The following is a 23,677-nucleotide window of genomic DNA, read 5'->3' as shown; positions in this document are numbered from 1 at the left end:
GTTCTTCATCGCGGACTTCGCCGACAGCATCTTCGGCCCCGTCCATCCTCCGAAGCCGGAGGTGTTCCCGCCGTCCGCGACCGCCTGGACGCGGCTGGCGTCCGCGTCCGAAGCGCTGCACGCCGCCATCCGCCGGGAGTTCGCGGCAGGTGGCCGGGTGCTGCACGTCTGCCTCCGGGACGTCCTCTTCCCCGAGCGCGCCGAGGCGATGCACCAGGCCCTGCGCGCCGCGAGCTTCGTGCGCCACCACCACGGCGCCTATGCCCTGCACATCGCGCCGTTGGATCAGCAGGCGCCCTCCGCCCTGACGGACTTCTGCGCGTGGCTCAAGAGCGACGACGGCGCGGCCTTCCACGCCGCGCTGGTGGGCTGGCCCCATCCCCTGGAGACCCGGCAGGTGCAGGTGTCGCGCATGGAGGTGGGCGAGCACTTCCCGGAGCACCGGGACACGGACGAGGAAGGGCTCGCCGTCGTCTACAACTTCACGCGCCCCTGGGAGGACCGCTTCGGCGGAGTCCTCACCTTCCGGCATCCTGAAGCGGACGCGGACCTGATGCGCGTCCCCCCGCTCTTCAACTCGGTGTTCATCTTCCGCGCGAGGGGCGCCCCCCACCGAGTGACGGAGTGGACGTCCGCTGCGCAGGGCCACCAGCGCTACTCCGTCACCGCCTTCATCCTCGCGAAACGTTGACCGCCCGGCCCCGCCCACGAGCAGGGGCTCGCGGCCCGCCGAGCGGGGCTACACTCGAGCGCATGGCCCACCAAGGCGAAGCGCTTCGCGGTCTCTCCCGGACACGGCTCGCCGACCTGACGTCCGCCCTGCGCGGCCACGTCGAGCGCGGGGAGCTGCCCGGCCTCGTCGCCCTGGTGGCGCGCGGGGACACCGTGCACGTCGACGCGCTGGGAACGAGGGACCTCACCGCCGGCCCGCCCATGCGGCGGGACAGCCTCTTCCGCCTCGCGTCCATGGCCAAGCCCATCACGGCGGTGGCCACGCTGATGCTCGTGGAGGACGGGAAGCTGTCGCTCGACGGCGCCGTGGACCCGTGGCTGCCGGAGCTGGCGAACCGCCGGGTCCTGCGCAGGCCCGACGGTCCGCTCGACGACACCGTTCCCGCGAAGCGCGCCATCACCGTGCGCGACCTGCTCACGTTGCGCTGGGGCCTGGGCGCGGTGATGGCGCCGCCCGGCACGCATCCGATTCAGCGGGCCATGGCCGAGGCCCGGGTGGCGCCCGGCTTCCAGGCCCTCACGGATCCGCCCGACGTGTTCATGCGCCAGTTGGGCACGCTGCCGCTCCTCCATCAACCCGGAGAGCGGTGGGCCTATCACACCGGCTACGAGGTCCTGGGCGTGCTGGTCGCGCGGGCGTCGGGCATGCGCTTCGACGACTTCCTGCGCGAGCGGCTCTTCGTGCCGCTGGGCATGAAGGACACGGCGTTCGTCGTCCCCGAGGAGAAGCTCGACCGGCTCACGACGGCCTACGCTCGCGATTCGGCCACCGGGACACTGGAGGCCTGGGACACGCCCGCGAACAGCGACTGGTCGCGGCCGCCAGCCTTCCTTTCGGGAGGAGGCCAGGGCGGGCTCGCGTCCACGGCGGATGACCTCCTGGCCTTCTGCCGGATGCTGCTGGGTGGTGGCCAGGCCGGAGACACCCGAGTGCTGTCCCGCGAGAGCATCCAGGAGATGCTGACGGATCAGCTTCCCGAGGAGCAGAAAGCCGCGTCACCCTTCGTCCCCGGCTTCTGGGATGCGTCGGGGTGGGGCTTCGGCGGGTCCGTCACCACGAAGCCGGATGGCGTCTCCCCCACCGCCGGCCGCTACGGCTGGGGCGGCGGCTACGGCCCGATGTTCTTCATCGATCCGCAGCAGGACCTGACGGCGCTCCTCCTGCACCAGCGGCGGATGCAGGGCCCCGGCGATGAGGCCCTGGCCATGGAGTTCTCCAAGAACGCATACCGGGCGCTGGAGGACTGAAGCGCTGACTTCAGAGCGCCGGAGCGCAGGGCGCGCCGGGCTGGGCACTCGCGGTGGTGGACGGGGCACCGCTTCGCGCGGCGGTGTCCATGTTCACGACGAGCGACATCACCTTGCCCATCAAGGTGGTGTCGCCGTCCATGCCCCAGTTCACAACGGCTTGAAGAACTCCAACACGGCATCTGCGCCCCTTTTCTGGAGGGGGGCCGCCTACCCGGGCACGCCCGGGCGAAAGGTCACTTCCCCGCGGGTCGGAGCGCCTGGAGCCGCGCCTTGTCCAACTTCGCGGCCACGCCCACGCTGCGCCCCGCGAGGTTCGCGACGACGTACTGCACGGAGCTGCCAAGCACCTGCGCGCTCTCCGACAGCGTGAGTCCGTAGTCCTGCTCCAGCCACTGCGTCATTCCCTGCGTCGCGGAGCGCAGGGCGTCATCCAGCGAACCGCCCTGCCCCAGCGTCATCAGGTGCGTGGGCGACTCCACGCGGGGCGTCGAGGGCGGCGGCTTGCCGTGCAGGACGTCCACGGTGAACTCGACGTCCATGGAGGTCTCCAGCGCGTACTGCGACGTCTCACCATCGCCCTGGGCAGCATGCGCGTCGCCCAGGTAGAGGAGCGCTCCGGGCTGCGCCACGGGCAGGTAGACGGTGTTGCCCTCCACCACCTCGTTGAAGTCCATGTTGCCGCCGTAGCGGCCCGTGTCGCCGGTGGACAGGGGCGCGGCGCCGAAGCCGGGCGCCACCGCCAGACCGCCCAGCATGGGCCGCAGCGGCACGGTGAAGGGCTTCAGGCGTTCCGTCGGAGTCTCCGGGGTCGCGACCCCGCGCTCGGGGTCGAGCTTCCAGCGCACGGGCTTGCCCAGCTCCGTCGCCTTCGCGGCGAGGCCCGTCGTGAGGGCACGGCCCACGATGCTGTCCAGGCTGTCCGCGAACGTGCGGTTCAGCTTGAGCCGGCGGATGCGGATGGCCAGCGTGTCGCCCGGGTTCGCGGTGGCGATGAAGAAGGGCCCCGTCTGCGGGTTGCCGAAGAGGGCGCGAGTGACGCCCTTCGCGTCCATGCCCCCGGAGTCGAGCGTGGAGGTCCGCACCGTGTCGCCCGGCCAGACCGTCAGCACCGGCGCACGGTGCGCAGTGAACTCGTTGGACCACGAGGTGGGAGTGAAGTCGTGCACTCGCGGAGCCCCGGAGGGCCGCGAGGGAAGCAGCCGCGCCGAGAAGGCATGCGGCACCCGCGCCTTCGGGTTGTTGCTGTCGGGGTAGTCCGCGGTGCCGCGGAGCGATTCCCCTTTCACCTGGCCGTCGAAGACATAGGTCTGTCGACGCGAGTCCGTGACGACGAAGTGGACGGCATTGCCCGTGCGCTCCCCGTTCAGTGCATCCCCGTCCAGTTCTCCGGAGAGCCGCTTCCCGTCGCGCTCCAGGGTGAGAAGTTGGTAGGCGGGATTGCCCCACAGGTCAGTCGTCATGAGCCAGGACTCGGAGGCCGCGAGCGCACTGGCAGGCAGACAGCAGAGAAGGACGCAGAGGGAGCGGAGCATGGGCCGGCACAGTCTAGAGGAAGGGCCCCGACGCGCGAGGACCTGAAGCACTGCGGGATGCCACGTGAAGCACCAGGACCTCCGCCACACCGGACGACTCCGCCAACTGGCACGGACCCGTTCACGGAGCCCCATGCGGCAGAGCCCACTCGCGCACCATCACGTCGCCAGAAGCGCCTCAACAAACCCTGCGATCCAAAGGTCTCCGCAAGGACGCGCGCGTTGCGGAGCCCTGTGACGGACCGCGACGAGGTGCTGGAGCGGACGCCAAGGCGGGACCACGGACGGGGGCGTCCACCGGGAGCCCTGTCCGCCAAACCTGTCCGACTGTCGGACAGGTTCGCGCCGCATGGGACCGAGGGGACGCCAGGCCAGGAGGTGACGAGGGCGGTGTGCCCGCGCGTCCATCAAACCCGTCCGACTGTCCGGCAGGTTCGAGCCGCGCGAGGCCCCAGCCGCGCTGTCCCGGCAAGAGAGGACGGTGGGCCTGCGTGTCTCCATCAAACCCGTCCGACGGTCGGACAGGTTCGCGCCCTATGAGGCCGCAGGTGAGAACGGTAGGCCCTCGCGTCCATGTCAGACCTCTCTGGTTGGATGGGCGAGGCTTGGGCGAGGAGGCGGACGGTGATGGTGCAGGTGGGGCTCGTGGCGTACGTCGAGGAGCAGCTGGAGCGCGAGATATCGCTGAGGCGGCTGCCGAGGAACGGGCAGCTGGGCTCGGAGCAGGTGCTGGCGCTTCGCTACGGAGTGAGCCGAAGCACCGTGCGCGAAGCATTGCGGCGGCTGGCGGCGCGAGGCCTGGTGGTGCAGCGTCCCGGGCGTGTGGCGCGTGCGGTAGCGCTGGACGAGTCGCTGACGCTGGAGAACCTGGGCATGGCGCTGCATGACGAGCGCTCCGAGGAATGTCGGCGCCTCCTGGAGGGCTACTTCAGCCTCAAACGGCAGGTGCTGGTGGAGCTGCTGGTCGACTGCTGCGCGAGTGCCTCCGAGGCGGACCGGCACCAGTTGGAGGCCACCTGCTTCAATCTCTGGGACCTGGCGCGCTGGGAGCCGGGGGTACGGTGCGCGCAGTTGGAATTCGAATTGTTGCGGTTGGCGGCCCAGGCGGCGGCCCGCCCCGGGCACCTGCTCCTCATCCAGTCATTGCAACGAGCCATGAGGGGCAAAGCCGCCCGGCTCCTGTCCTTCATTGGCGGAGAGTCGCTGCGCCAGTGGGCCGTGTGCGCGATGCACGCCCTGAGCGAGCGCGACGCGCAGGCGATTCAGCACCAACTGCCGGCACTGCTGAAGGCATGCGATGAGGGCGTGTTGGACGCCTTCGCTCCTGTTCCCCAGGGGCATGCATCCCCCGAGGACTACCGCACAGAGGAAAACCTCCTCGAAGCCCCCACGTCATCCACCGCGCAAGATGAGGCGTTGGAAGCACGCTCTTGTGTAGAGAAGCATGGCTCCACTGCTTCCGCGTCAGTCCCCAAGCAGGACGCGGCATTTGAGGCACGCTCTTGCGTGGAGGGACGTGGTTTCAATGCCTCCACGTCAGTCACCGAGCAGGACGAGGCTCTGAAGGCACGCTCTTGCGTGGAGGAGCGTGGCTTCAAGCCACCCGCGTCAGTCACTGAGCAGGATGAGGCCCTGGGGGAACGCTCCTATGGGGAAGCCCGTGACCTCGATGTACCCGCGTCAGTCACCGAGCAGGACGAGGCTCTGAAGGCACGCCCTTGCGTGGAGGAGCGTGGCTTCAAGCCCCCCGCTTCAGTCACCGAGCAGGACGAGGCCCTGGGGGAACGCTCCTACGGGAAGGCCCATGGCCTCAATGCTCCCGTGTCAGTCATTGAGCAGGACGAGGCTCTGGAGGCACGCCCTTGTGTGGAAGCCTGTGGCGTCAATGCCCCCGCGTCAGTCACCGAGCAGAACGAGGCTCTGGAGGCACACTCCTGCGGGGAGGCCCGTGGCTTTGATGCGCCCGCGTTAGCCCTCCAGCAGGAAGAGGGCTTGGAGGGGCGTCCTTGCGTTGAGGAGCGTGGCCTCAAAATCCTCGCGCCAGCCAGCGGGCAGGACGATGCATTTGAAGCACGCCCTTGCGCAGAGGACGACGGCCTCGGCGGCCTCGCGCCAGTCGCCGGGGACATCGAGGTGATCAGCGTGGAGCCGTGCCCCCTGGGATGGCCTGCCCTTTGGAGCCCGCCAGCGAGGTGACGATGTCTCCAGCAGCCCCGGCACTCACCCCCTGCGAGCCCGGTGGGCATTGCACCAGGGAGGATGTGACGGGAGCGGCCTTGGGCAACCGATCCGACCATCCGACAGGTGGGGACGCTTCGACCTCGGAGGACGCTTCCAGCCCGAGGAGCCCCCCACCGGCGTCCGCGGACAAAACCGCGTGACGGTGTGCAAGGAGGGCGGACCGCTTCGTGGCCCCGGCGCCCCCACCCTCGCCCACCGTAGGACCGGTGCGTTCCGTATCCCGTATGGCGCAGCCACGGGCGCGTGGGCGACCGTGGGTGCGCGGGCTGTTGCGTCATCGATTGGAGCCGCGCCGGCTCCGTCAGCGCAGCCTCTGACCGAAGGCCCGCAGGCGGTCGCGGGCCTTCAACAGCTTCTCGCGGGGAATGGAGAACACCGCGCGCACGCGCTCCGGGTCGCCGCACCACGCCCCGCCGTTGAGCACCACGTGGGTGTGCTCGTAGACCACGCGCGGCAGGTTCTCCGGCGTGAGCTTCACCCCATCCACCGAGCGCCCCAGCCACGCCGTCATCGGCGGCGCGAGGAACAGGCCGCCCGCCTCGGTGGCCTCCGCGCGGCCGTCATCAGGCAGCGCCTCCGCCAGCAGCGCGCGCTTCTCCGCGAGGTCGCGCCGCATCCGCGCCAGATAGTTCCTCAGCGCCTTGTGCCGCGCGGCATGGAGCAACTGCCCATCCGGCCCCCGTGCATGGGCCGCGTACAGGTACGCCGCCGCGCGCGCCGTGGGTGTGTGCAGTACGCCTGGGGCGCTGTCTCGCAACGCCGCCACCAGCGCCCGGTCCTTCGTGGCCACCCAGCCCACGCGCAGCCCCCCGGCCGCGAACTCCTTGGACAACCCACCCAGCAGCACCGTCCGCGCGCCGATGCCCGGCACCGCGCCCTCCAGCGTCACCGGGCTGTGCACCGTCTCCGCCGTGGGGTTGGTGAGGTTCACCAAGCCGAAGATTTCATCCGATATCCAGAGGCAGCGCTGCTCCACCACGAACGTCGCCAGCGCCATCAACTCCTCGTGCGACAGGTAGTGGCCCGTGGGGTTCGCCGGCTGGGACAGCACCACCGCGTCCGGCGGCCCGCCCCGCGTCCGGCGTGACAGCAGCGTGCCCAGCGGTCCGGACTCCACCTCGCAGCCCGCCGCGAGGAACGTGGGCTCGAGCACTCCGTAACAGGGCGTCACCAGGAACACGCGCGGCGCCCGGCCCAGCCGCTGGCGCAACGCCACCCCCAGGTGGTGCATGAGCGGCCAGACCCCTGGGGCCACGACGACGTCCTCGGGGACGTAGCGCGCCCCTCGCGTCTCCAGCAGGAAGGCCGCCACGGCCTCCGCCAGCCCCGTCTGCGTTCCCTCCGCGCGCGGCGCGACGCCCGCCGCGATGAGCCCCTCCACCAGCGGCAGCGGCAGCGGGCCCTCGTTCTCGCCGTAGTCCAGGCGCACGAGCTCCGGGTCGTCCTCGCGGAAGAACTTCGGCGCGAACGCGGGCAGCTCCGCCAGCCGCTCGATGCGCCTCGAGCGGGGCAGCGGCACCTCCGGCGCCCGGTGCGGCGAGGGCGGCTCCGGCTCCGTGAAGGCCATGCGGAAGGCGAGCAGCTCGGAGAAGGTGCGCTCGTAGAACCACTCCGCCAGGACGCTGATGCGCGAGTACGTCACCTCCGCGGCCACCTCCAGGTCCGCGCGCAGCGGCTCCGGCACGGGGAGCAACAGCGTCAGCTCCAGGTCCGGCCACACGGCGTTCTTGATGAGCCCGTACAGGATGACCAGGTTGGGCGCGTGCTGCGTGCGCGCCAGGAACTCGAAGAGGGTGCGCGGCTCCACTTCCCCCGTGATGTTGAAGAAGGCGCTCTCGTCCAGCACCACCCAGATGCCCCGCCGCGCGGCCTCCGCCACGATGTCGCGCAGCACCGCCAGGTTGGTGCGCTCGCCCGGCTCCACCGTCAGGAGCACGGCCTTCACGTCGAAGGCGGTGAGCAGGCGGCGGATCTCCCCCAGCGTGTTGTGCGTCACGGTGGCGCGCACCCCCGCCTTGTCCAGCGCGCGGGCGTAGAGCGGGTGCAGGCTGCGCGACACCAGCACCGTGTCCCCGGGGTCACAGGTGGCGAGCAGCAGCGAATAGACGGCCTGCTCCCGCTCCGGCGCGACGAACAGCGAGTCCTCCGACAGCCTCAGCCCGAAGTGGCGGTCCAGGTAGCGGGCCACCAGCCTGCGGAAGGGCGCGTCCCCGGCCTCGTGCGCATAGGGCAGGAAGGGCGCCTGCGACAGCCGCTCCGCGAGCGCCGTGACGAAGCCCAGCTGCTCCGCGGACGCCGCCCCCAGGTCCAGCTCCTCCTGGAGCGGCGCGATGCCCAGGGCGCGCAGCGCGGCGCGCAGGGCCAGCGTCTCCCGGGGCAGCGACAGGTGGGCCTCCCACACCGCCACCTCGTGCCAGATGGGGTTGCCCGCCTGGAGCCAGCCCAGCGCCGTCGCCGCGCGCAGGGGCTCCGGGCTGTGGGCCTCCATGAAGAACTCGAACTCGCGCCCGGTGCGCTGCTCCAGGGACACCAGGGGGCGGATGTCCGTGTCCGCCGCCTGCATCACCCGCCTCGCCACGCGCACGCGGGTGGTGAAGCCGCGCCGGGTGAACATGCGCGCGATGATGGCCCGCCCCGGGCGGCCCGCCAGGTTCAGGAGCAGCCGCCCCCCGGACAGGAGCCGCTCCGGCGCCTCGTCGAGCAGCCTCGCGATGAGCCCCAGGCCGAAGTGGTCCTCGTACACGTTCTGCAGCGAGGTGTAGTTGGACAGGTCCAGCAACGCCTGCTCATCCGCCTGCGCCAGCTCCGCGGGCAGCCCGTCGCCGCGCAGCACCTGGGGGATGCACCCGACGATGAAGTCCCACGCGGGCGCCCTCGGCAGGCCGCGCAACAGGTCGCTCTCCCCAAAGGACAGCCGCGACACCAGCTGCTCGTCTCCGTTGAGCCACGCGTTGCACAACCCCACCGCCGGGGCCTGCGGGTTCAGGTCCAGCCCCCGGATGCGCGCGAGCCCCGTGAACTTCGCCAGCGCGATGCAGATCCACCCGGACCCGGAGCCCACCTCCACCAGCTGCTTGCCGGCGTACTCGTCCAGCGGGACCTTCAAGAGCCCCTCCAGGAACGTGAACGCCCATGCCTCCGGCGCGAAGATGGACGGCGGAATCAGCAGCTCCAGCCGCTCCTGGGACGCGCCCACCGCCACCACCACGGACGCCAGCCGCAGCGGCGCGCCCTCCGGCTGGTCGCGCGCCAGCTCCGCCAGCTCGCGCAGCTCCGCCAGCGCCCGCGGACGCTCCTCCGGCCGGGCCAGCGCCTCGGAAAGCGTGCGCAACTGGACAAAGGCTTCACGGGGTGACGCGGGATAGGTGGCCATGGCGTGCCCGACTGTCCGGGCCCGCCCCTCCCCTGTCAACGACAGCCTTTCGCGAATGGCTGACGCATCGCAGTATCAATTTACAGATTGTCATTTCCAGTTTACACGGGAAACCTTGAGTCAAACGCCAGTATGCAGCGTGCTCACCGGGCGGCCCCTCTCGTCCGGTGAGGACGCCCCATGAAAAGACAGCCGCAACTGGCCTTGCTCGCGGTATTCGCCGTCATCCTGTTACACGCGCAGCCGGCCCGGGCGCAGATCGCCGCCGCGCACGTGTATCACAATCACATGCCCAACTTCTGGGCGTACTACGACCTGACCCAATACAACGCGACACCGGTGGGCGGCCCCATCCGCTATGCGTATGACGGACAGGTCATCCAGATAAAGCAGTCACCGCCGGCCAACTACACCTATTTCCTGCCGTCGGGCGCGCCCATGCCGCACGACGACCTGGTGACGTACTACTCGCACCACGCGAAGGTGGGCGCGTATCAGTTCTGGCCGCCGGACGTCGCCGCGGACATGAAGGCCAATGCCTCCACGGGACAGGTCCACGTCACCATGTCCGGCGCGGTGGTGAACAACGTCAACGACCTGGTCACGCGCAAGAACGTCTCCGGCTACGACAACGCCAGCTGGGGCGCGACCTGGAGAGACCGCTACACCACCCTGCGCACGCCCGCGGGCAACCGCTCGCTGGACCTCATCCACTTCACGGGCCACCACTCCATGGGCCCGCTGGTGGGGCCGGACTACTTCCTCAAGGACCTCATCTACCAGAGCGCCACGCTGTCCCAGTCGTACTTCCTGGGCAGCGGCTTCACGTCCTCCAAGGGCTTCTTCCCCACGGAGCTGGGCTTCTCCGAGCGGCTCATCCCCACGCTGGCGAAGCTGGGCGTGAAGTGGTCCGTCATCGGCGACAACCACTTCTCCCGCACGCTGAAGGACTACCCGTTCCTCAACGACCCGGGCTCGGACACGCTGGTGTCGCCGCCCAACCGCGCGGACCTCCAGAACACCAGCACCGTGGGCGCCTGGGTGAGCGAGCCCATGGCGCACGAGCAGCAGGTCATCCGCAACAAGTACCCCTTCGCCTCCACGCCGCACTGGGTGCGCTACGTGGACCCGGCCACGGGCGCCGAGTCGCGCGTCGTGGGCATCCCCGTCAACCAGAACGGCTCCTGGCTGGAGGGCTGGGAGGGCCAGGCCACGGTGGACGTGGTGGGCCTGCGCACCTTCGAGGGGCTGACACCCCAGAAGCAGTTCTTCGTGCTCGCGCATGACGGCGACAACTCGGGCGGGCGCGCGGGTTCGCTCGACACGTGGCTCAACGGCCGCGCCGTCACCTGCACCGGCGGCGTGCAGTGCCTGGGCATCGACGAGTACCTGGTCAACAACACGCCCGTCTCCACGGACCTGGTGCACGTGCAGGACGGCTCCTGGGTGGACACGCGCGACTCCTCGTCCGACCCGCAGTGGCACCACTGGCGGCTGCCCTTCGGCATCTGGCAGGGGCAGTTCCCCGCGTTCAACTCCGCCACCGGCCTCAACCTGGCGCCCAAGACGAACCTGAGCGGCGCGCAGGAGGGGATGACGGTGTCGCTGGAGCACGGCTGGCACTACCTGGAGCGCAACTTCGCGCTGCTCCAGGCCGCGCTCAACTACGCGAAGACGTCCGAACAGCTGTGGCTGGACGCGCACCCCAACCACTGGAAGCCCACCACGGCGCTGGACTCTCAAATCACCCACTCGGGCAACCAGCTCAACCCGTGGATGCTGTCCTTCCCGGTGAAGGGCGACGCCGGGAATGACTGGGCGGGCGGCGCGAACCCCGCGGAGCTGGCCTGGTACTTCCTGCTCCCGGCCATGGACTCCGGCTTCGGCTACTACGACGAGAACGTGGACGACAACGTGAAGCCCACGCTGTCCTTCAACCAGTCGCTCTACTTCTCCAGGCCGTACGTGCAGGACCGGCTGGCGCAGGACCGCACGGGCCCGTCCATCTGGTGGCCGCAGCGCTGGCCGTACAACCCGGGCAGCGCCAACAAGGACAAGTCCGAAGGCTGGACGCTGCACCACTTCGACAACACTTTCGCGCTGTATACCTACGCCTTCGACGTCAGCGGCATCACCAGCATCAAGGCGCGCGTGCGCGTGCACACCGCGAAGAGCATCGACCCGCTGGACAACACGCCTCGCGTGTATGACCCGGCGGCGCTGAAGGCGGCGGGCGTGCCCAACATCGACCCGGCGCGCGTGGGCGCCTGGGTGGACCATCCGCTCCAGCGGCGTGAATTGCGGCCGGTGATGAACGGCGTGTCCTGGCAGCCGGCGTACCTGCCGGTGATGCAGAAGGTGGCCGCGCAGGAGATTGGCGACCTCTACTACGTCTACCTGAGCGCCTACCGCGACCAGGTGCTCGACTACTACATCGAGGCCACCGACGCGCGCGGCAACGTCACCCGGAGCGAGATCCAGTCCGTCTACGTGGGCGCGGGCAGGTACCGGCTGGAGGGCGGCAAATACATTGAAGACGTCAGCGGCACGGTGACGGGCACCTACCCGTTCCTCCGCGTGGACACCGCCGCGCCGTCCGTCCCCACGGGGCTCGCGGCGACGCGCACGGACCGCTCCGTGACGCTCACCTGGACGGCCTCCACGGACAACGTGGGCGTGACGGGCTATCAGGTGTTCCGCGATGGCACACAGGCCGGCACGTCCACGGCGACGAGCTACACCGACAGCGGGCTCACGGCGGGCACCGCCTACAGCTATACGGTGAAGGCCCGGGACGCGGCGGGCAACACGTCCGCGGCGAGCAGCGCGCTCTCCGTCACCACCCTGCCCCCGGACACCACGGCGCCGTCCGCGCCCACGGGGCTGGGTGCCTCGGGCGTCACCAGCTCGTCGGTGGTGCTCAGCTGGACGGCCGCCACGGACAACTATGGCGTGAGTGATTACCTCGTGTTCCGCAATGGCACACAGGTGGCGGCGCCCACGGCGACGACGTACACGGACACGGGGCTGTCCTCGAGCACGGCGTACAGCTACACCGTGAAGGCTCGCGACGCGGCGGGGAACACCTCCGTCGCCAGCGCGGCGCTCTCCGTCACCACCGGCCTGGGGTACACGACGACGGTCTATTACAAGAAGGGCTTCACCACGCCGTACCTCCACTTCCGCCCGGCGGGCGGCACCTGGACCACCGCCCCCGGCGTGCCCATGCCGGACGCGGAGGTGGCGGGCTACGCGAAGTACACGGTGAACCTGGGCTCCGTGCAGCAGCTGGAGGCCGTCTTCAACAACGGCAGCGGGACGTGGGACAACAACAACGGCAACAACTACCTGTTCCCCACGGGCACCTCCACCTTCAACGCGGGGGTCATCACGGCGGGCGCGCCGGTGAGCGACACCACCGCGCCCTCGGTTCCCACGGGCCTGGCGTCTCCGTCGAAGTCCGCGACGACGGTGTCGCTGAGCTGGACCGCGTCCACGGACAACGTGGGCGTCACGGGCTACCTCGTGTTCCGCAACGGCACGCAGGTCGGCACGCCCACGGCGACGACGTACACGGACAGCGGGCTGTCGTCGAACACGGCCTACAGCTACACGGTGAAGGCGCGCGACGCGGCGGGCAACACCTCCGCGGCGAGCACGGCGCTCTCCGTCACGACGAGCACGGGCAACTCCGCGACCGTCTATTACAAGAAGGGCTACGCCACGCCCTACCTTCACTACCGCCCGGCGGGCGGCACGTGGACGACGGCGCCGGGCGTGGCCATGGCGACGGCGGAGGTGGCGGGCTACGCGAAGTCCACGGTGGACCTGGGCTCGGCCACGCAGCTGGAGGCCGTCTTCAACAACGGCAGCGGCACGTGGGACAACAATGGCGGGCTCAACTACTTCTTCCCCGCCGGCACCTCCACGTTCAACGCGGGGAGCATCACCTCAGGTGCGCCGTCACAGGACACCACGGCGCCCTCGGTGCCTTCGGGTCTGGCGGCACCGTCGAAGACGGCGACCACCGTGTCGCTGACGTGGACGGCGTCCACCGACGCCAGCGGCATCGCGGGCTATGACGTGTATCGCAATGGTTCGCTGGTGGGCTCGCCCACGACGGCCAGCTACACGGACACGGGGCTGACGGTGGGCACGGCGTACAGCTACACCGTGCGGGCTCGGGATACGGCGGGCAACGCGTCCGCGCAGTCCTCCGCGTTCTCCGTCACCACGTCCACCAGCGGGGCCACGGTGACGTTCAACGTCACGGCGAGCACCGTGATGGGACAGAACGTGTACGTGGTGGGCAGCGTCGCCGCGCTGGGGAGCTGGAGCCCCGCGAGCGCCATCCTGCTGTCGGCGGACAACTACCCCACGTGGGGCGCGGCCGTCGGGCTGCCAGGCTCCACGGCCATTGAGTACAAGTTCATCAAGAAGGACGCCGCCAACAACGTCACCTGGGAGAGCGGCGCCAACCGCACCCTGACGACGCCGGCCACGGGCACCTCGACCGTGAACGACACCTGGCGCTGAGCCGTTGAAGACGCCTCGCGGGGGGCCTGGAGCCCGGGCCCGCCGCGAGGTGTAGTGTCAGGCCGTGGAGGGCCTTCGGTGAAGCCACGGATCGCCGTGACGGCGGATGACACGGATTGGCGGATGCCGGTGGGTGGGCCCGGGCTGCTGCTGAAGGTCCCCTCCTGGGGACACTGGCGGCGGCGCCCCCTGCTCCACGTCGAGGCCACCCGGCCGTACCTGCTGCGCGTGATGCTGGGGAGCCAGCCGCTGTTCTGGATGCGGGTGGATGACTGGTGGAACGGCTGTGCCTGGCTGCGCGGTCCCGCGAAGCTCACGGGCGGGCTCGCCCCCATCTCGGCCGAGGAGGCCCGGCGGCACCCCGACCCGGGCTCGCCTGGATGGTGGGCCGCGTGGAACCGGTGGTGGGTCCACCAGTTCGAGACCTCGGAGCCTTCGCTGCTCCACGCGGGGAACTGGTGCCTGCGTCCCCTCCAGGCCGTTCCCGTCACGAAGGCCCAGGGCTACTCCACGGTGCCCATCATCGGGGCGGGGTTGTTCCCGGAGCCTCCGTGCGGGCTCGACGCGGCGTTGCGCTTCCAGTCCTTCGTGACGGAGGACTGGTCCTGGGCGGAGGCAGGCGCCCTCCCGCAGCGCAGTGGCGGCGTGATGCCGCTGCGCGCACCGTCACCGGAGGACGACGGCCGGGTGAAGGCGTGGCGCAAGCACGCGCGGGACGGGACGTTGCCGCCGGTGCTGCTGATTTACTTCGCCCTGGTGGAGCGGTGGCTGGTGGTGGATGGCCACGACCGGCTGCACGCGGCGCTGCTGGAGGGGCGTGAGCCGCCGCTGCTGGGCCTCTGGTCCTTCACGGAAGTGCCCGTGGAGGAGAACCTGTCCACGCTGTTCCGCCAGGACGGGGCCATGAGGGCGGCCGAGCTGCGGCTGCGCGCGAAGCCCGGCGACGTCGACGCGGTCAACCGCGGCCTCCTGCGCGACCACGAGCCGGTCCAACGGCTCGCGGTCACGCGGGCGTTCCCCCTGCGAGGCGGGGCAGCGGCCTGGACGGCGGAGGTCACCGCCTGGCGGAAGGGGTCGGGCGTGGAGGTGAATCCAGATGACTGGAGGACGTTCCTCTTCGGAGGATGAACGGGAAGCAGGCTCAGAGCATGTCGAACAGCAGGCCGAGCAACTGAGGGGCGGGCCTGAACGACCTGACCGGACGACGCCGCGTCCTGATGGATGCGCCTATCCCCGCGGCGCGGCGGGCGTCAGCAGCAGGTCCGACAGGCCGGGCTTCGAGCGCCGCAGCAGGTCCTCCAGCGAGTATCTGTCCAACGTGGCGAGGAACGCGTCGCGCGCCTCCGCCAGCACGCCCTTGAGGCCGCAGGCCGGCGCGATGGGACAGGTGTTGCGCTCCCGGTCGAAGCACTCCACCAGGTGGAAGTCCGGCTCGGCCGCGCGCACCACCCGGCCCAGCCGGATGTCTCCCGGCGCCCTTGCCAGCAGTACGCCTCCCGCGCGCCCTGGCTTCACCTCCACGTCGCCCTGCTGTGCCAGCGTCTGCACCACGCGCACCAGGTGGTGCTTGGAGATGCCGTAGGCGTCCGCTATCTCCTGCGTGGACGACGGCCGGCCCGGTCGCGCCGCCAGGTACATGAGGACGCGCAGCGAGTAGTCGGCGTGAAGGGTCAGGTGCAAGTCAGGCGGCTCCGGCGACGGGCTCCGTTCGCGGGGGGCTCGGCAGGAAGGCATCCGCGTGGATGTCCTTCAGCGAGAACCCCGTGAGAAAGAGCTTCTTGCGCAGGGATAGCACCGCTTCGGGGTTGCCGCAGAGGAACGCCCGCCAGCCCACCGGGCGCTTCGGAAGGCTGGCCAGGATGCGCGCCTCCAGGGGCCCCTCCTCCACGTCCCCACCGCCTCCGGCCAGCACGAGGGGCCAGTAGTGGAGGTTCGGATGGCGCCCCGCCAGCGCCCGGAGCGCGTCCACGAGGTACAGCCCGCGCGGCTCCAGGGCCCCATGGAACAGGTGGATGGGCCCGGTGTGCCCCGCCTCCAGCGCGTCCCGCACAATCCCATACAGCGGCGCGAGCCCCGTGCCCGTCCCCGCGAGCAAGAGCGGCGCCTCCGGCTGCCCGGGCACGTAGAAGCAGTCCCCCACCGGGCCCTGCACGTGCACGCGCTCCCCGGGCCGCACGTCCCGCGCGAACCAGCCGCTCATGGCGCCCCCGGGCACGAGCCGCACGTGCAGCTCCAGCCGGTCCTCGCGAGGCAGGCTCGCCAGCGAGTAGCTGCGAGCGAGCCCGTCCGCGCGCACCACCGTGACGTACTGCCCGGCGCGATAGTCGAGCGGCGCCTCCAGCTCCAGCCGCACCGCGAGCACATCCCCGCTGAGCGACTCCAGGTCCACGACGCGCGCGGGGACGCGCAGCTCCGAGGCCCCCGCGACCTCCAGCGCCGTGCCCTCCTGGGGCCGGCAGGCGCACGCGAGGAAGTAGCCGCGCGCCCGCAGCGTGTCCTTGAGCCCCACCTGCGCCGCCTCGGGCACCGCGCCCGAGGTCGCCCGCATCAGGCAGGACTGGCAGGCCCCCGCCCGGCACGCATGCGGCACGTGCACGCCCTGGCGCAGCAGGCCGTCCAGCACCGTCTCTCCGGGCTCCAGCGGGTACCACGCGGACTCATGCCGTACCTTCGCCATGACGTGCCTCCCGTGCCTGCTTCAGCGGTTCAACACGTCCGCGCGCGCCCCTTCGGCGACCGACATCACCTGCCCCACCAGCTCCGCGGGCACGCCCAGCTCCTCCAGCGTCTCCTTCAGGTGCCCCACCACCGCGTCGAAGTGCGTCGCGTTCAGCCCGCGCTCCACCAGGTGCTTGTGCCCCGCGCGCATGTCCTTGCCCGAGTAGTTCGACGGCCCCCCGCACACCATCGTCAGGAACGCCTTCTGCTTCGCGGCCTGGCGCTCCATGTCCACGTCCTCGAAGAAGTGGTTGATGCGCTCGTCGCCCAGCACCTTCCGGTAGAAGACCTCCACCGCCGCCGCCATCGCAGGCTCTCCGCCAATCCGCTCGTACACGCTCGACATGACTTCGCTCCCCTTCCGGGCCCAGGCCCTTAAAGATGCATTCTAAATGCATCTTTAAGGGGTCGGACGTCAAACACCCCCTATCGGGCTGGCTTCACGTCCTTGTTCGTTCGCCTGATGCCCGTGGTCCAGCCGCGAGCAGGCGCTGGGGGCTTCAGGCGGGCAGCAGGCCCCGCGCCCGGCGCACCACGCGCTCCATGCCGCTCTTCACGTGGTCCAGCGGCACGAAGCGGTTCACCGGCACGGGCTGGTAGCCCAGCGGCCCCAAGCGCTTGCGCAGCGCATGGTTGGCGCGCAGCGCGCGCAGGTGCCGGGCCGTCTCGCGGGTGTTGAAGATGATGGACAGCGACACGGAGACGTCGTCCGCGCCGTTCTTCACGTAGTGCGGCGCCACGAAGGGGATGTGCAGCGCGTCGCCGGGACCGAACGCGTAGCGCGTCGCCGTCTGCTCGAAGGTCTCCTGGTAGCTCACCTTGGAACCGGAGCGCGCGACGAAGGCCTCCAGGTCCCGCGCGGGGACCACCTGTTCGTCCCACGCCTTGGAGACGTGCACCTCCTTGGTGCCCCGGAACTGCATCAGCAGCGTGGAGTAGCGGTCCAGGTGGAAGGGCGTGACGCTGTTGGGGGACGCGATGAAGAGGTAGAGCATCGGATCCACGGCGTGCGTCCCCACGCCCTGCGCGCGCATCAGGTCCTCCACCTCCGACAGGAGCTCGCGGTACAGCTCGTGGAAGCTGGGGTCCTGCTCCGGCGCGCGGAGCATGATGTACGAGTTGCTCGTCATCATGTTCTCCACGGTGTCCTTCAGCGACAGGCCGGTGCGGTAGTCCACGTGCGCGCGGTCGAAGTCCGCGTCCTTGGGCAGCAGGCCCGAGCTGAAGAACACGTTGTCGGAAGGCAGCCGCTGCACCACGCCCGCCAGGTTCTCCAGCTCCAGCGAGGGGTGCCCCAACAGCGTGTGACGGCACCGGAAGGACTCACGGTCGAACTGCAGCGGCGACCCGACGGACTCGAAGATGCGCTTCACGGAAATGGGGCTCCTTGCCGCCTTCAGCGACAGGTGTTCACCCGATGCCAGCAGAGCGCGAACGCAGGTTCAAATTGGGGCATTTTGCCCCGTGGCTTCATGGGGGCGTTCCGCCCGGCGCCCCTCTTGAGCCAGGCCGTCTGCCTGCCCTGCGGTCGCCCTTGAGGGAGGGGGGAGCGCATCCGGGAATCATGCCCATGTTTCCTCCATCACCTCGCTGGGAGGAAATGACATGGCGCTGGAGGCAATCCTGTTGTGGGCGGTGATCGGCCTCATCGCTGGGTGGCTCGCGTCCGCGGTGGTTGGCGGTGGCTACGGCCTGATTGGAGACATCGTCGTGGGTGTGGTGGGCGCGTTCCTGGGAGGTTTCATCCTTCGGGCGCTCGGCACGGGGGCTCCGTTCGGGGGGCTCGCGGGCACCATCTTCGTGGCGTTCATCGGAGCGGTGGTCTTGCTGTTGATCCTCCGGCTCATCCATTCGAGCACGGTCCGAAGGGTCTGACCCGAAGCACCCGAAGCCACGGTGACTTCTCGCGCGGGCGCGCAGGCGCTCCGCGCGAGAAGCGCTTTGCGGGCCTGATGACGGCAGACACCAGGGGCCTGACGGCAGTCATCAGCCCCGGGACCTTCAGGCGCCGCCGCTCCGTCCGGCCCGTGAGCAATTCCAGGAGGTTGTCTCTTCGAGAGGCGCGTGGGGCGCGTGGCATGCGCCGTGCTCTTACCCCCCACATCGCTGAACCGGCCGGCGCCGCACGCTGGCCCATCCAATCTCGAGGAACCCCGCCATGGCGCTCTCCCCCCTGTCGAAGTCGTCCGTTGCCAGCTCCTCCTTCTCGCCCCGCACGTCCGCCACGGAGCTCGCCAATCCGGCGATGCGCCCCGCGCCGGTGACGGCGGACGCGGTGAAGGCCAGGGGCGGCGCGGGTTCGCTCCAGGGGCTGTTCCAGGCGGACGGGTTCGACGGGCCGGGCGCGGGAGATCCGCTGGCCAGGCTGCGCGAGGTGGTCCAGATGATGACCCAGCTGGTGCAGATGCTCGGCGCGCAGGCCGGTGCCGGTGCGCAGCAGGGTGGGGTCCCGGGCGCCGAGGGCGCGAGCAAGGCCAGCGCGGCGCAGGACGGCGTGCCGGACCTGGGCGGTGAGTCCTTCGACGGCGGCGTGCCGGACCTGGGCGGTGAGGGCGTGGACTCCGGCGTCACGCCTCCCGCGCAGGCTGCCTCCGCCACGGAGGGCGGCCCGGCCGCGGTGGCCCCCAAGCAGGAGGCACCCGTCTCCAAGGCCCCGTCCGTGGGCGCCCCGGGCGCGTCGAAGGGCAAGAACACCATCACCCTCAACAACGACGGCGACAAGCCGATGACGGTGAACTTCACCCCCAACGCGGGCGAGAAGGCCATCGACTCCGTCACGCTCAAGCCCGGCGAGAGCAGGACGGTGCAGTTCCCGGACAACTGGTCCGGCAACTTCCGCAGCGACAACGGCGATGGCAAGAACGCGACGCTCGGTGAAGTGAAGTTCGACGGCGGGTTCGGGCAGACGTACTACGACGTCAGCTACATCGAGGGCCACAACGCCGCGATGACGATGCAGGCGGAGGGCGGCGGCCGCCTGTCGGGCACGATGGAGAACCTGCTCGACTCCGCGCCTGACTCCGTGAAGGCCAAGGGAGCGGACGGCGCGGCGTACGGCATCAAGAAGAGCACCACCTCCAACGTGCAGGATCCGGAGGTGGTAGACTTCTTCCGCAAGCACGTCGGCGCGGATCAGGGCTACGTCATCCCCACGGATGACGCGAGCACGCTGGGCAGCAACAACAGCAACCTCGTCGTCCACCTGAAGAACCTGGCCTGATTCCCCCCTCGCGAGGCCCCCGTCCATGAGCGTCCGCCTTCCATCTGGCCTCCCCCGCCCGGGCCTCCCCCTTCAGGGCCCCGCGAAGGAGAAGGCTGAGAAGGCGCAGCAGCCCGGGGAGGCGAAGACTCCGGGCAAGGCAACCGGGAAGGGCGTCCCCGCCAAGGGAGGACCCGCCGTCAAGGGTGGCGCCGCGAAGGGCGCTTCCGGCAAGGGCGGCGCGGAGCAGTCGGGCCCCCAGGACGGCATGGACTCCGCCCGCTCGGGCGAGGCGGAGCGCAATGAGGGCGGCGGCGCCAGGGCCGCGCAGCAGCAGGGCGGGATGGCGGCCGGCACGTCGCGCGGCGCCGCCGGCCCGGGCTCCCTGGAGCAGCCCCCTCCCCCCACCGCCCAGACGGCCCCGGCGGTGCCCCAGCAGCCCCCGCCGCTGGTGGCCCCGCAGGTGGACGTGGCGCCCCAGTTCGCGCGCCAGCCCGCCGCCTCCCAGTCCGCCAACGAGCGCACCGCCTCCGACGGCCAGTCCCAGGACGCCGCGCGGCAGGCGCTGGAGGGGCGCGCGAAGCTGCGCGTGGCCGTCCTCAACCGGCTCCACCGCGGCCTCACGGAGGTGGAGAAGAAGCTGAGCGCCTTCCTCGCCAACCCGGGCCGCCAGGGCGTCGTCACCCTGCCCGTGGTCCTGAGCGAGAGCTCCGTCACCCACGAGTGGTGGAAGTCCGCGAACGCGGTCCCCGAGGACCGGGCCTACCTGGCCCAGGCCCTGGGCGAGCCCGGCTCCGTGGATGACGCCACGCTGCTGGGCACGCTGCGCGAGGAGGTGCGTCAGGCCTTCGCGGAGTTCCCCCGCACGCCCGCGGGCATCGAGGCCCGCAGGGCCTACGACGCCGTCCTCCAGAAGTACGAGGCCGCCCGCATCCAGCCCGTCATCTCCGGCCACGACACCGGCCCGCTGGTGGAGGAGTGCGCGCGGCTGGGCCTCGCGTACGGGAAGGACTTCACCCGCTCCCTGCTCCTGGCCCCGTGGATGCTGGCCATCAGCCAGAGCCCGGATGAAGGCTCCAAGACGCAGGTGATGGTGGCGGGCCTCACGCTGCCCCAGCTGGGCGCGCTGGTGGGCCACCTGCGCCAGTTGAACCCGCTGCTCAGCAACGCGCAGCTGCGCGCGCTGCTGTTGCGCGCCTCCACGGACATGAAGCTCGCGCTGCGCAAGGTGCTGGGCCAGCAGGAGGTGGAGCAGGTGCAGGCCCTGGCGCGTCAGCTGCTCCGGCTCCAGGCCGTGCAGCACCTCACCGTCTGAAGCGCCCGCGCGTCAGGCGCGGAAGACGGTGGGCCGCAGCGCCAGCTCCGCCGTCGAATCCAGCGTCACGGACGCGAGCAGCGACTCCGCCACGGCGCGCGTCGCGTCCAGCCGGTGCGCACGCTGGGTGTACGTGAAGGTGAAGGCCACCTGCTCCTTCAGCACGTGGAACTGGAGCTGCGCGAGCGCCAGCCCCTGCATGCGAAAGGTGTACTCGCGCAGCACGCCGGCGTTGGCGCCGAACGTGGCCTTGCGCTCCGACAGTTGGCGGAAGGCCTCCGCCCCGCGCATGCCCTCCAGCATGCGCGCGGCGAACTGCTCCAGCGTCTCACCGGGGACCGCGGGCTCCAACGACACGACGAGGTTCGCGCGGAAGCCGTCCTCCTCCGGCCCCACCGCCACGACCTGGCTGGCGTCGAACCAGCCGTCCGGCAGCGAGACGCGCAGGGGACCGTGGCGGATGGACCTGGGGGCCATGGGGCGTCAGCCCTTATGAGGACTCGCGGCCGAAGTTGGACATGGCGCGCGACCCGCCGCCGTCGGTGTTGCCGAGCGCGACGGCCTTCAGCCCGCCCTCCGCCGCGGCCTGGGCCTCGGACATGCCCTGGGCGCTCTCGACGATCATCTGCCCGCCGCCCTGGTGCTGGTTCCAGCTGATCTCCATGGAGTCCGCCAGCCGCTGGGCATCCACCGGAATCTTGGAGCCGGTGCTGGGGTCCTTGAGCAGGTAGCGGCCCTGGTCGTCCTTGCCCTCCACGGAGACCCAGTGCGCGCGGCCCGTCTCGCCGGGCTTCGTCGTGGGGTCCACCAGGCAGGAGTCCACCTGCACCGCGGCCTTGGCCCCGCGGGCGAGCGCGTCGTCCAGCGCCTTCGTGTCGAGCTTGGACGACGTCTGCGTCACCTTCGCGCCCTGGTTGGCCAGCATGTTGGACAGCTCATGCGGCGAGGTGCCCTGGCCCTGCGTGAAGCGCGACTCCAAGGCGTCCATCTTCTGCGTGTCGGACGCGGGCTGCGTCTGGGTGGTGCCCAGCTCCTTGCCCAGCATCACCGCCACCGCGGCGCCGCAGTTGTTCTCCTTGGTCTGCTTGAGCACCGCGGGGTCCGCCCCCGCGTCATCCCAGCCGCCCAGCTCCGGCGCCTGGGGCGCGGCCGCCAGCGTCCCGGGGACGCCCAGCTCCTGCGCGGACGCGCCCGCGCTGGCCTGGAAGCGGCTCGCCCACGCCTGGTTGAGGGCCTGCACCGCCGCGAAGGCGTCCGAGGCCTGCTCCGTCTGGACGGGCGTGGGCGCCCCCTCCACCTGCGAGACGACCTTCTCTTCCGGCAACCCGACCTGCTGCGCGGTCTGCTGCGGCTGGGCGGACGGCTTCACCTCCGCCAGTTGCTGGAAGGTGCGGAGGAGGTTGGATGAGAGGTTCACGCTCACGGTGGAGGCTCCGGAGGGGGGGAATGGGGGATGCCATCCTACCCGGGATGCCGCCGCGTGTTAAGGGTCCCCGGACGGATCCAACCCGTGCTTGCGCAGGAGTTTCCGAAGGTAGACACGATCGATGTCCGCCTCTCGGGAGGCCCGGGAGATGTTGCCCTCGCAGCGCTCGATGAGGTTCTTGAGGTAGTCCCGCTCAAAAACTTCAATGAGGTGCTCCTTGGCCTCCTTGAAGGGCAGGTCCAGGTCCGGGCCCCGGCGGCCGTCCGCGCCCGGGGGCGGCTCCAGGTCCGGCAGCGCCTCCTCGCCCAGGTTCACCACCTGCTCCACCACGTTGCGCAATTCGCGCACGTTGCCCGGCCAGGGGTACTGCATGAGCAGGGCGCGCGTCTGGTCCGACAGCGCGCCAGGCTGCCGGCCCATCTGCTTGAGCATGTGGTCGATGAGGAACGGGATGTCCTCCGGGCGCTCGCGCAGCGCGGGCAGCGTGACGCGCAGCACGGCCAGCCGGTGGAAGAGGTCGCGGCGGAACTTCCCCTGGTTGACGGCCTGCTCCAGGTTCACGTGCGAGGCGGCCACCACGCGCACGTTCACCGTGAAGTAGTCGTTGCCGCCCACGCGCTTGACCTGCCGGCGCTCCAGCACGCGCAAGAGGCGCGGCTGCAGCTCCAGGGGCAGTTCGCCAATCTCGTCCAGGAAGACGGTGCCGTTCTGCGCGCGCTCGAAGGCGCCCGCGCGGTCGGCCTGGGCGCCGGTGAAGGAGCCCTTCACGTGGCCGAACAGCTCGGACTCGATGAGGGTGGAGGGCACGCCCGCCAGGTCCACGATGACGAAGGGGCCCTTGGCGCGCGGGCTCTGCTGGTGGATGGCCTCCGCGCACAGGTCCTTGCCCGTGCCCGTCTCACCGTGGATGAGCACGTCCGCGCCGCCGGGCGCCAGGCGCTCCAGCACGGTGAAGGCCTCGCGCATCTTGCGGCTGTGGCCCACGAGCGCGCCGAAGCTCTCGCGCGAGGACAAGGGCAGCGAGCGCTCGCGCGTGTCCTCCGGCACCAGCTTCAGCTCGGTGGTGCCCAGGGTGATGACGCTGCCGGGGCGCAGCTCCATGGCGGTGAAGCGCAGGCCCTCCACGAACGAGCCGTTGTGCGAGCCCAGGTCCGTGGCGACGACGTGCTCGTCGTGCACCTCCAGCTTCAGGTGCTGGCGGGAGACGGCCTTGTCGGAGAGGACGATGTCACACGTGGGGGCCTTGCCCACCACGTACGTCCCCTGCTTGAGCGGGTGGGCCTTGCCGGCCTCCGCCCCGGAAAGCACCCGGAGCACCATCCGCACCTGTCCGGCACGGCCCCGGTTCAAGGTG

At 70.5% G+C, this 23,677-nt stretch carries 18 protein-coding genes; 8 read left to right on the top strand and 10 right to left on the bottom strand.

Annotation, left to right across the window (positions count from 1 at the left end; genetic code table 11):
• The first annotated feature begins 61 nt into the window (after positions 1-61).
• Complete coding sequence (locus AABA78_RS26480) at positions 62-691, top strand: 2OG-Fe(II) oxygenase (RefSeq protein WP_338266959.1); 630 nt, start codon at positions 62-64, stop codon at positions 689-691.
• Positions 692-753: 62 nt separating this feature from the next.
• Positions 754-1,980: a serine hydrolase domain-containing protein gene (locus tag AABA78_RS26475; RefSeq protein ID WP_338266958.1), complete on the top strand. Its 1,227-nt coding sequence runs from the start codon at positions 754-756 to the stop codon at positions 1,978-1,980.
• A gap of 10 nt (positions 1,981-1,990) precedes the next feature.
• Here AABA78_RS26475 and AABA78_RS26470 read toward each other — a convergent pair whose 3' ends face one another.
• Together AABA78_RS26470 and AABA78_RS26465 are read right to left on the bottom strand one after the other, a co-directional pair.
• Positions 1,991-2,122: a hypothetical protein gene (locus AABA78_RS26470; protein ID WP_338266957.1), complete on the bottom strand. Its 132-nt coding sequence runs from the start codon at positions 2,120-2,122 to the stop codon at positions 1,991-1,993.
• A 94-nt stretch (positions 2,123-2,216) separates the two neighbouring features.
• Positions 2,217-3,443, bottom strand: coding sequence for an acetamidase/formamidase family protein (locus tag AABA78_RS26465; RefSeq protein WP_338266955.1), 1,227 nt, complete (start codon positions 3,441-3,443; stop codon positions 2,217-2,219).
• A 699-nt stretch (positions 3,444-4,142) separates the two neighbouring features.
• Between AABA78_RS26465 and AABA78_RS26460 the strand changes: the two genes are divergently transcribed.
• Positions 4,143-5,711 (top strand): FadR/GntR family transcriptional regulator, encoded by a 1,569-nt coding sequence (locus tag AABA78_RS26460; protein WP_338267217.1) that lies wholly within the window; start codon positions 4,143-4,145, stop codon positions 5,709-5,711.
• A gap of 346 nt (positions 5,712-6,057) precedes the next feature.
• Here AABA78_RS26460 and AABA78_RS26455 read toward each other — a convergent pair whose 3' ends face one another.
• Positions 6,058-9,087, bottom strand: a complete 3,030-nt coding sequence (locus AABA78_RS26455) for an aminotransferase class I/II-fold pyridoxal phosphate-dependent enzyme (RefSeq protein WP_370469484.1) — start codon at positions 9,085-9,087, stop codon at positions 6,058-6,060.
• Positions 9,088-9,309: 222 nt separating this feature from the next.
• On the opposite strand from AABA78_RS26455, the gene AABA78_RS26450 reads away from it, so the two are divergent.
• Positions 9,310-13,665, top strand: a complete 4,356-nt coding sequence (locus AABA78_RS26450; RefSeq protein ID WP_338266950.1) for a carbohydrate binding domain-containing protein — start codon at positions 9,310-9,312, stop codon at positions 13,663-13,665.
• Between the two features lie 78 nt (positions 13,666-13,743).
• Positions 13,744-14,793, top strand: a complete 1,050-nt coding sequence (locus AABA78_RS26445) for a hypothetical protein (protein WP_338266948.1) — start codon at positions 13,744-13,746, stop codon at positions 14,791-14,793.
• 99 nt (positions 14,794-14,892) lie between these two features.
• Here AABA78_RS26445 and AABA78_RS26440 read toward each other — a convergent pair whose 3' ends face one another.
• The 4 genes from AABA78_RS26440 to AABA78_RS26425 all read right to left on the bottom strand — a co-directional run bounded on the left by AABA78_RS26440 (position 14,893) and on the right by AABA78_RS26425 (position 17,756).
• Positions 14,893-15,345, bottom strand: a complete 453-nt coding sequence (locus tag AABA78_RS26440; protein ID WP_338266947.1) for an RrF2 family transcriptional regulator — start codon at positions 15,343-15,345, stop codon at positions 14,893-14,895.
• 1 nt (position 15,346) lies between these two features.
• Complete coding sequence (locus AABA78_RS26435) at positions 15,347-16,342, bottom strand: 2Fe-2S iron-sulfur cluster-binding protein (protein ID WP_338266945.1); 996 nt, start codon at positions 16,340-16,342, stop codon at positions 15,347-15,349.
• Between the two features lie 21 nt (positions 16,343-16,363).
• Positions 16,364-16,729 (bottom strand): group I truncated hemoglobin, encoded by a 366-nt coding sequence (locus AABA78_RS26430; protein ID WP_338266943.1) that lies wholly within the window; start codon positions 16,727-16,729, stop codon positions 16,364-16,366.
• 154 nt (positions 16,730-16,883) lie between these two features.
• Positions 16,884-17,756 carry a cupin-like domain-containing protein gene (locus AABA78_RS26425; protein WP_338266941.1) on the bottom strand — a complete coding sequence of 291 codons (873 nt, stop codon included), beginning with the start codon at positions 17,754-17,756 and terminating at the stop codon, positions 16,884-16,886.
• A gap of 232 nt (positions 17,757-17,988) precedes the next feature.
• On the opposite strand from AABA78_RS26425, the gene AABA78_RS26420 reads away from it, so the two are divergent.
• From AABA78_RS26420 to AABA78_RS26410, 3 genes are all read left to right on the top strand, one after another.
• Positions 17,989-18,258 (top strand): GlsB/YeaQ/YmgE family stress response membrane protein, encoded by a 270-nt coding sequence (locus tag AABA78_RS26420; protein WP_120525713.1) that lies wholly within the window; start codon positions 17,989-17,991, stop codon positions 18,256-18,258.
• Between the two features lie 283 nt (positions 18,259-18,541).
• Positions 18,542-19,603, top strand: coding sequence for a hypothetical protein (locus AABA78_RS26415; RefSeq protein ID WP_338266936.1), 1,062 nt, complete (start codon positions 18,542-18,544; stop codon positions 19,601-19,603).
• Positions 19,604-19,628: 25 nt separating this feature from the next.
• Positions 19,629-20,897, top strand: coding sequence for a hypothetical protein (locus tag AABA78_RS26410; protein ID WP_338266935.1), 1,269 nt, complete (start codon positions 19,629-19,631; stop codon positions 20,895-20,897).
• Between the two features lie 12 nt (positions 20,898-20,909).
• On the opposite strand, the gene AABA78_RS26405 is transcribed toward AABA78_RS26410, so the two are convergent.
• Genes AABA78_RS26405 through AABA78_RS26395 form a run of 3 tightly spaced genes read right to left on the bottom strand, consistent with a single transcriptional unit; the run spans position 20,910 to position 23,643 of the window.
• Complete coding sequence (locus AABA78_RS26405; protein WP_338266934.1) at positions 20,910-21,374, bottom strand: DcrB-related protein; 465 nt, start codon at positions 21,372-21,374, stop codon at positions 20,910-20,912.
• Between the two features lie 13 nt (positions 21,375-21,387).
• Entirely contained in the window at positions 21,388-22,320 is a 933-nt protein-coding gene (locus tag AABA78_RS26400; RefSeq protein WP_338266933.1) for a hypothetical protein, read from the bottom strand.
• A 60-nt stretch (positions 22,321-22,380) separates the two neighbouring features.
• The gene (locus tag AABA78_RS26395) at positions 22,381-23,643 is read right to left on the bottom strand and encodes a sigma 54-interacting transcriptional regulator (RefSeq protein WP_338267215.1); all 1,263 of its coding nucleotides are present in this window, start codon (positions 23,641-23,643) and stop codon (positions 22,381-22,383) included.
• Positions 23,644-23,677 lie beyond the last annotated feature (34 nt).

It is taken from the genome of Corallococcus caeni (genome assembly GCF_036245865.1).
GTDB classification, from domain to species: Bacteria; Myxococcota; Myxococcia; order Myxococcales; family Myxococcaceae; genus Corallococcus; species Corallococcus caeni.
Note: the sequence above shows the minus strand (reverse complement) of the source record. Positions and strands in the feature narration are given on the sequence as shown.

Excerpts from the sequence above, each read along its gene's own strand:
- AABA78_RS26475 (WP_338266958.1), top strand. The coding sequence starts at position 754 with ATGGCCCACCAAGGCGAAGCGCTTCGCGGTCTCTCCCGGACACGGCTC.
- AABA78_RS26470 (WP_338266957.1), bottom strand. The coding sequence starts at position 2,122 with ATGGACGGCGACACCACCTTGATGGGCAAGGTGATGTCGCTCGTCGTG.
- AABA78_RS26405 (WP_338266934.1), bottom strand. The coding sequence starts at position 21,374 with ATGGCCCCCAGGTCCATCCGCCACGGTCCCCTGCGCGTCTCGCTGCCG.
- AABA78_RS26465 (WP_338266955.1), bottom strand. The coding sequence starts at position 3,443 with ATGACGACTGACCTGTGGGGCAATCCCGCCTACCAACTTCTCACCCTG.
- AABA78_RS26430 (WP_338266943.1), bottom strand. The coding sequence starts at position 16,729 with ATGTCGAGCGTGTACGAGCGGATTGGCGGAGAGCCTGCGATGGCGGCG.
- AABA78_RS26415 (WP_338266936.1), top strand. The coding sequence starts at position 18,542 with ATGGCGCTCTCCCCCCTGTCGAAGTCGTCCGTTGCCAGCTCCTCCTTC.
- AABA78_RS26420 (WP_120525713.1), top strand. The coding sequence starts at position 17,989 with ATGGCGCTGGAGGCAATCCTGTTGTGGGCGGTGATCGGCCTCATCGCT.
- AABA78_RS26410 (WP_338266935.1), top strand. The coding sequence starts at position 19,629 with ATGAGCGTCCGCCTTCCATCTGGCCTCCCCCGCCCGGGCCTCCCCCTT.
- AABA78_RS26460 (WP_338267217.1), top strand. The coding sequence starts at position 4,143 with ATGGTGCAGGTGGGGCTCGTGGCGTACGTCGAGGAGCAGCTGGAGCGC.
- AABA78_RS26435 (WP_338266945.1), bottom strand. The coding sequence starts at position 16,342 with ATGGCGAAGGTACGGCATGAGTCCGCGTGGTACCCGCTGGAGCCCGGA.
- AABA78_RS26450 (WP_338266950.1), top strand. The coding sequence starts at position 9,310 with ATGAAAAGACAGCCGCAACTGGCCTTGCTCGCGGTATTCGCCGTCATC.
- AABA78_RS26395 (WP_338267215.1), bottom strand. The coding sequence starts at position 23,643 with ATGGTGCTCCGGGTGCTTTCCGGGGCGGAGGCCGGCAAGGCCCACCCG.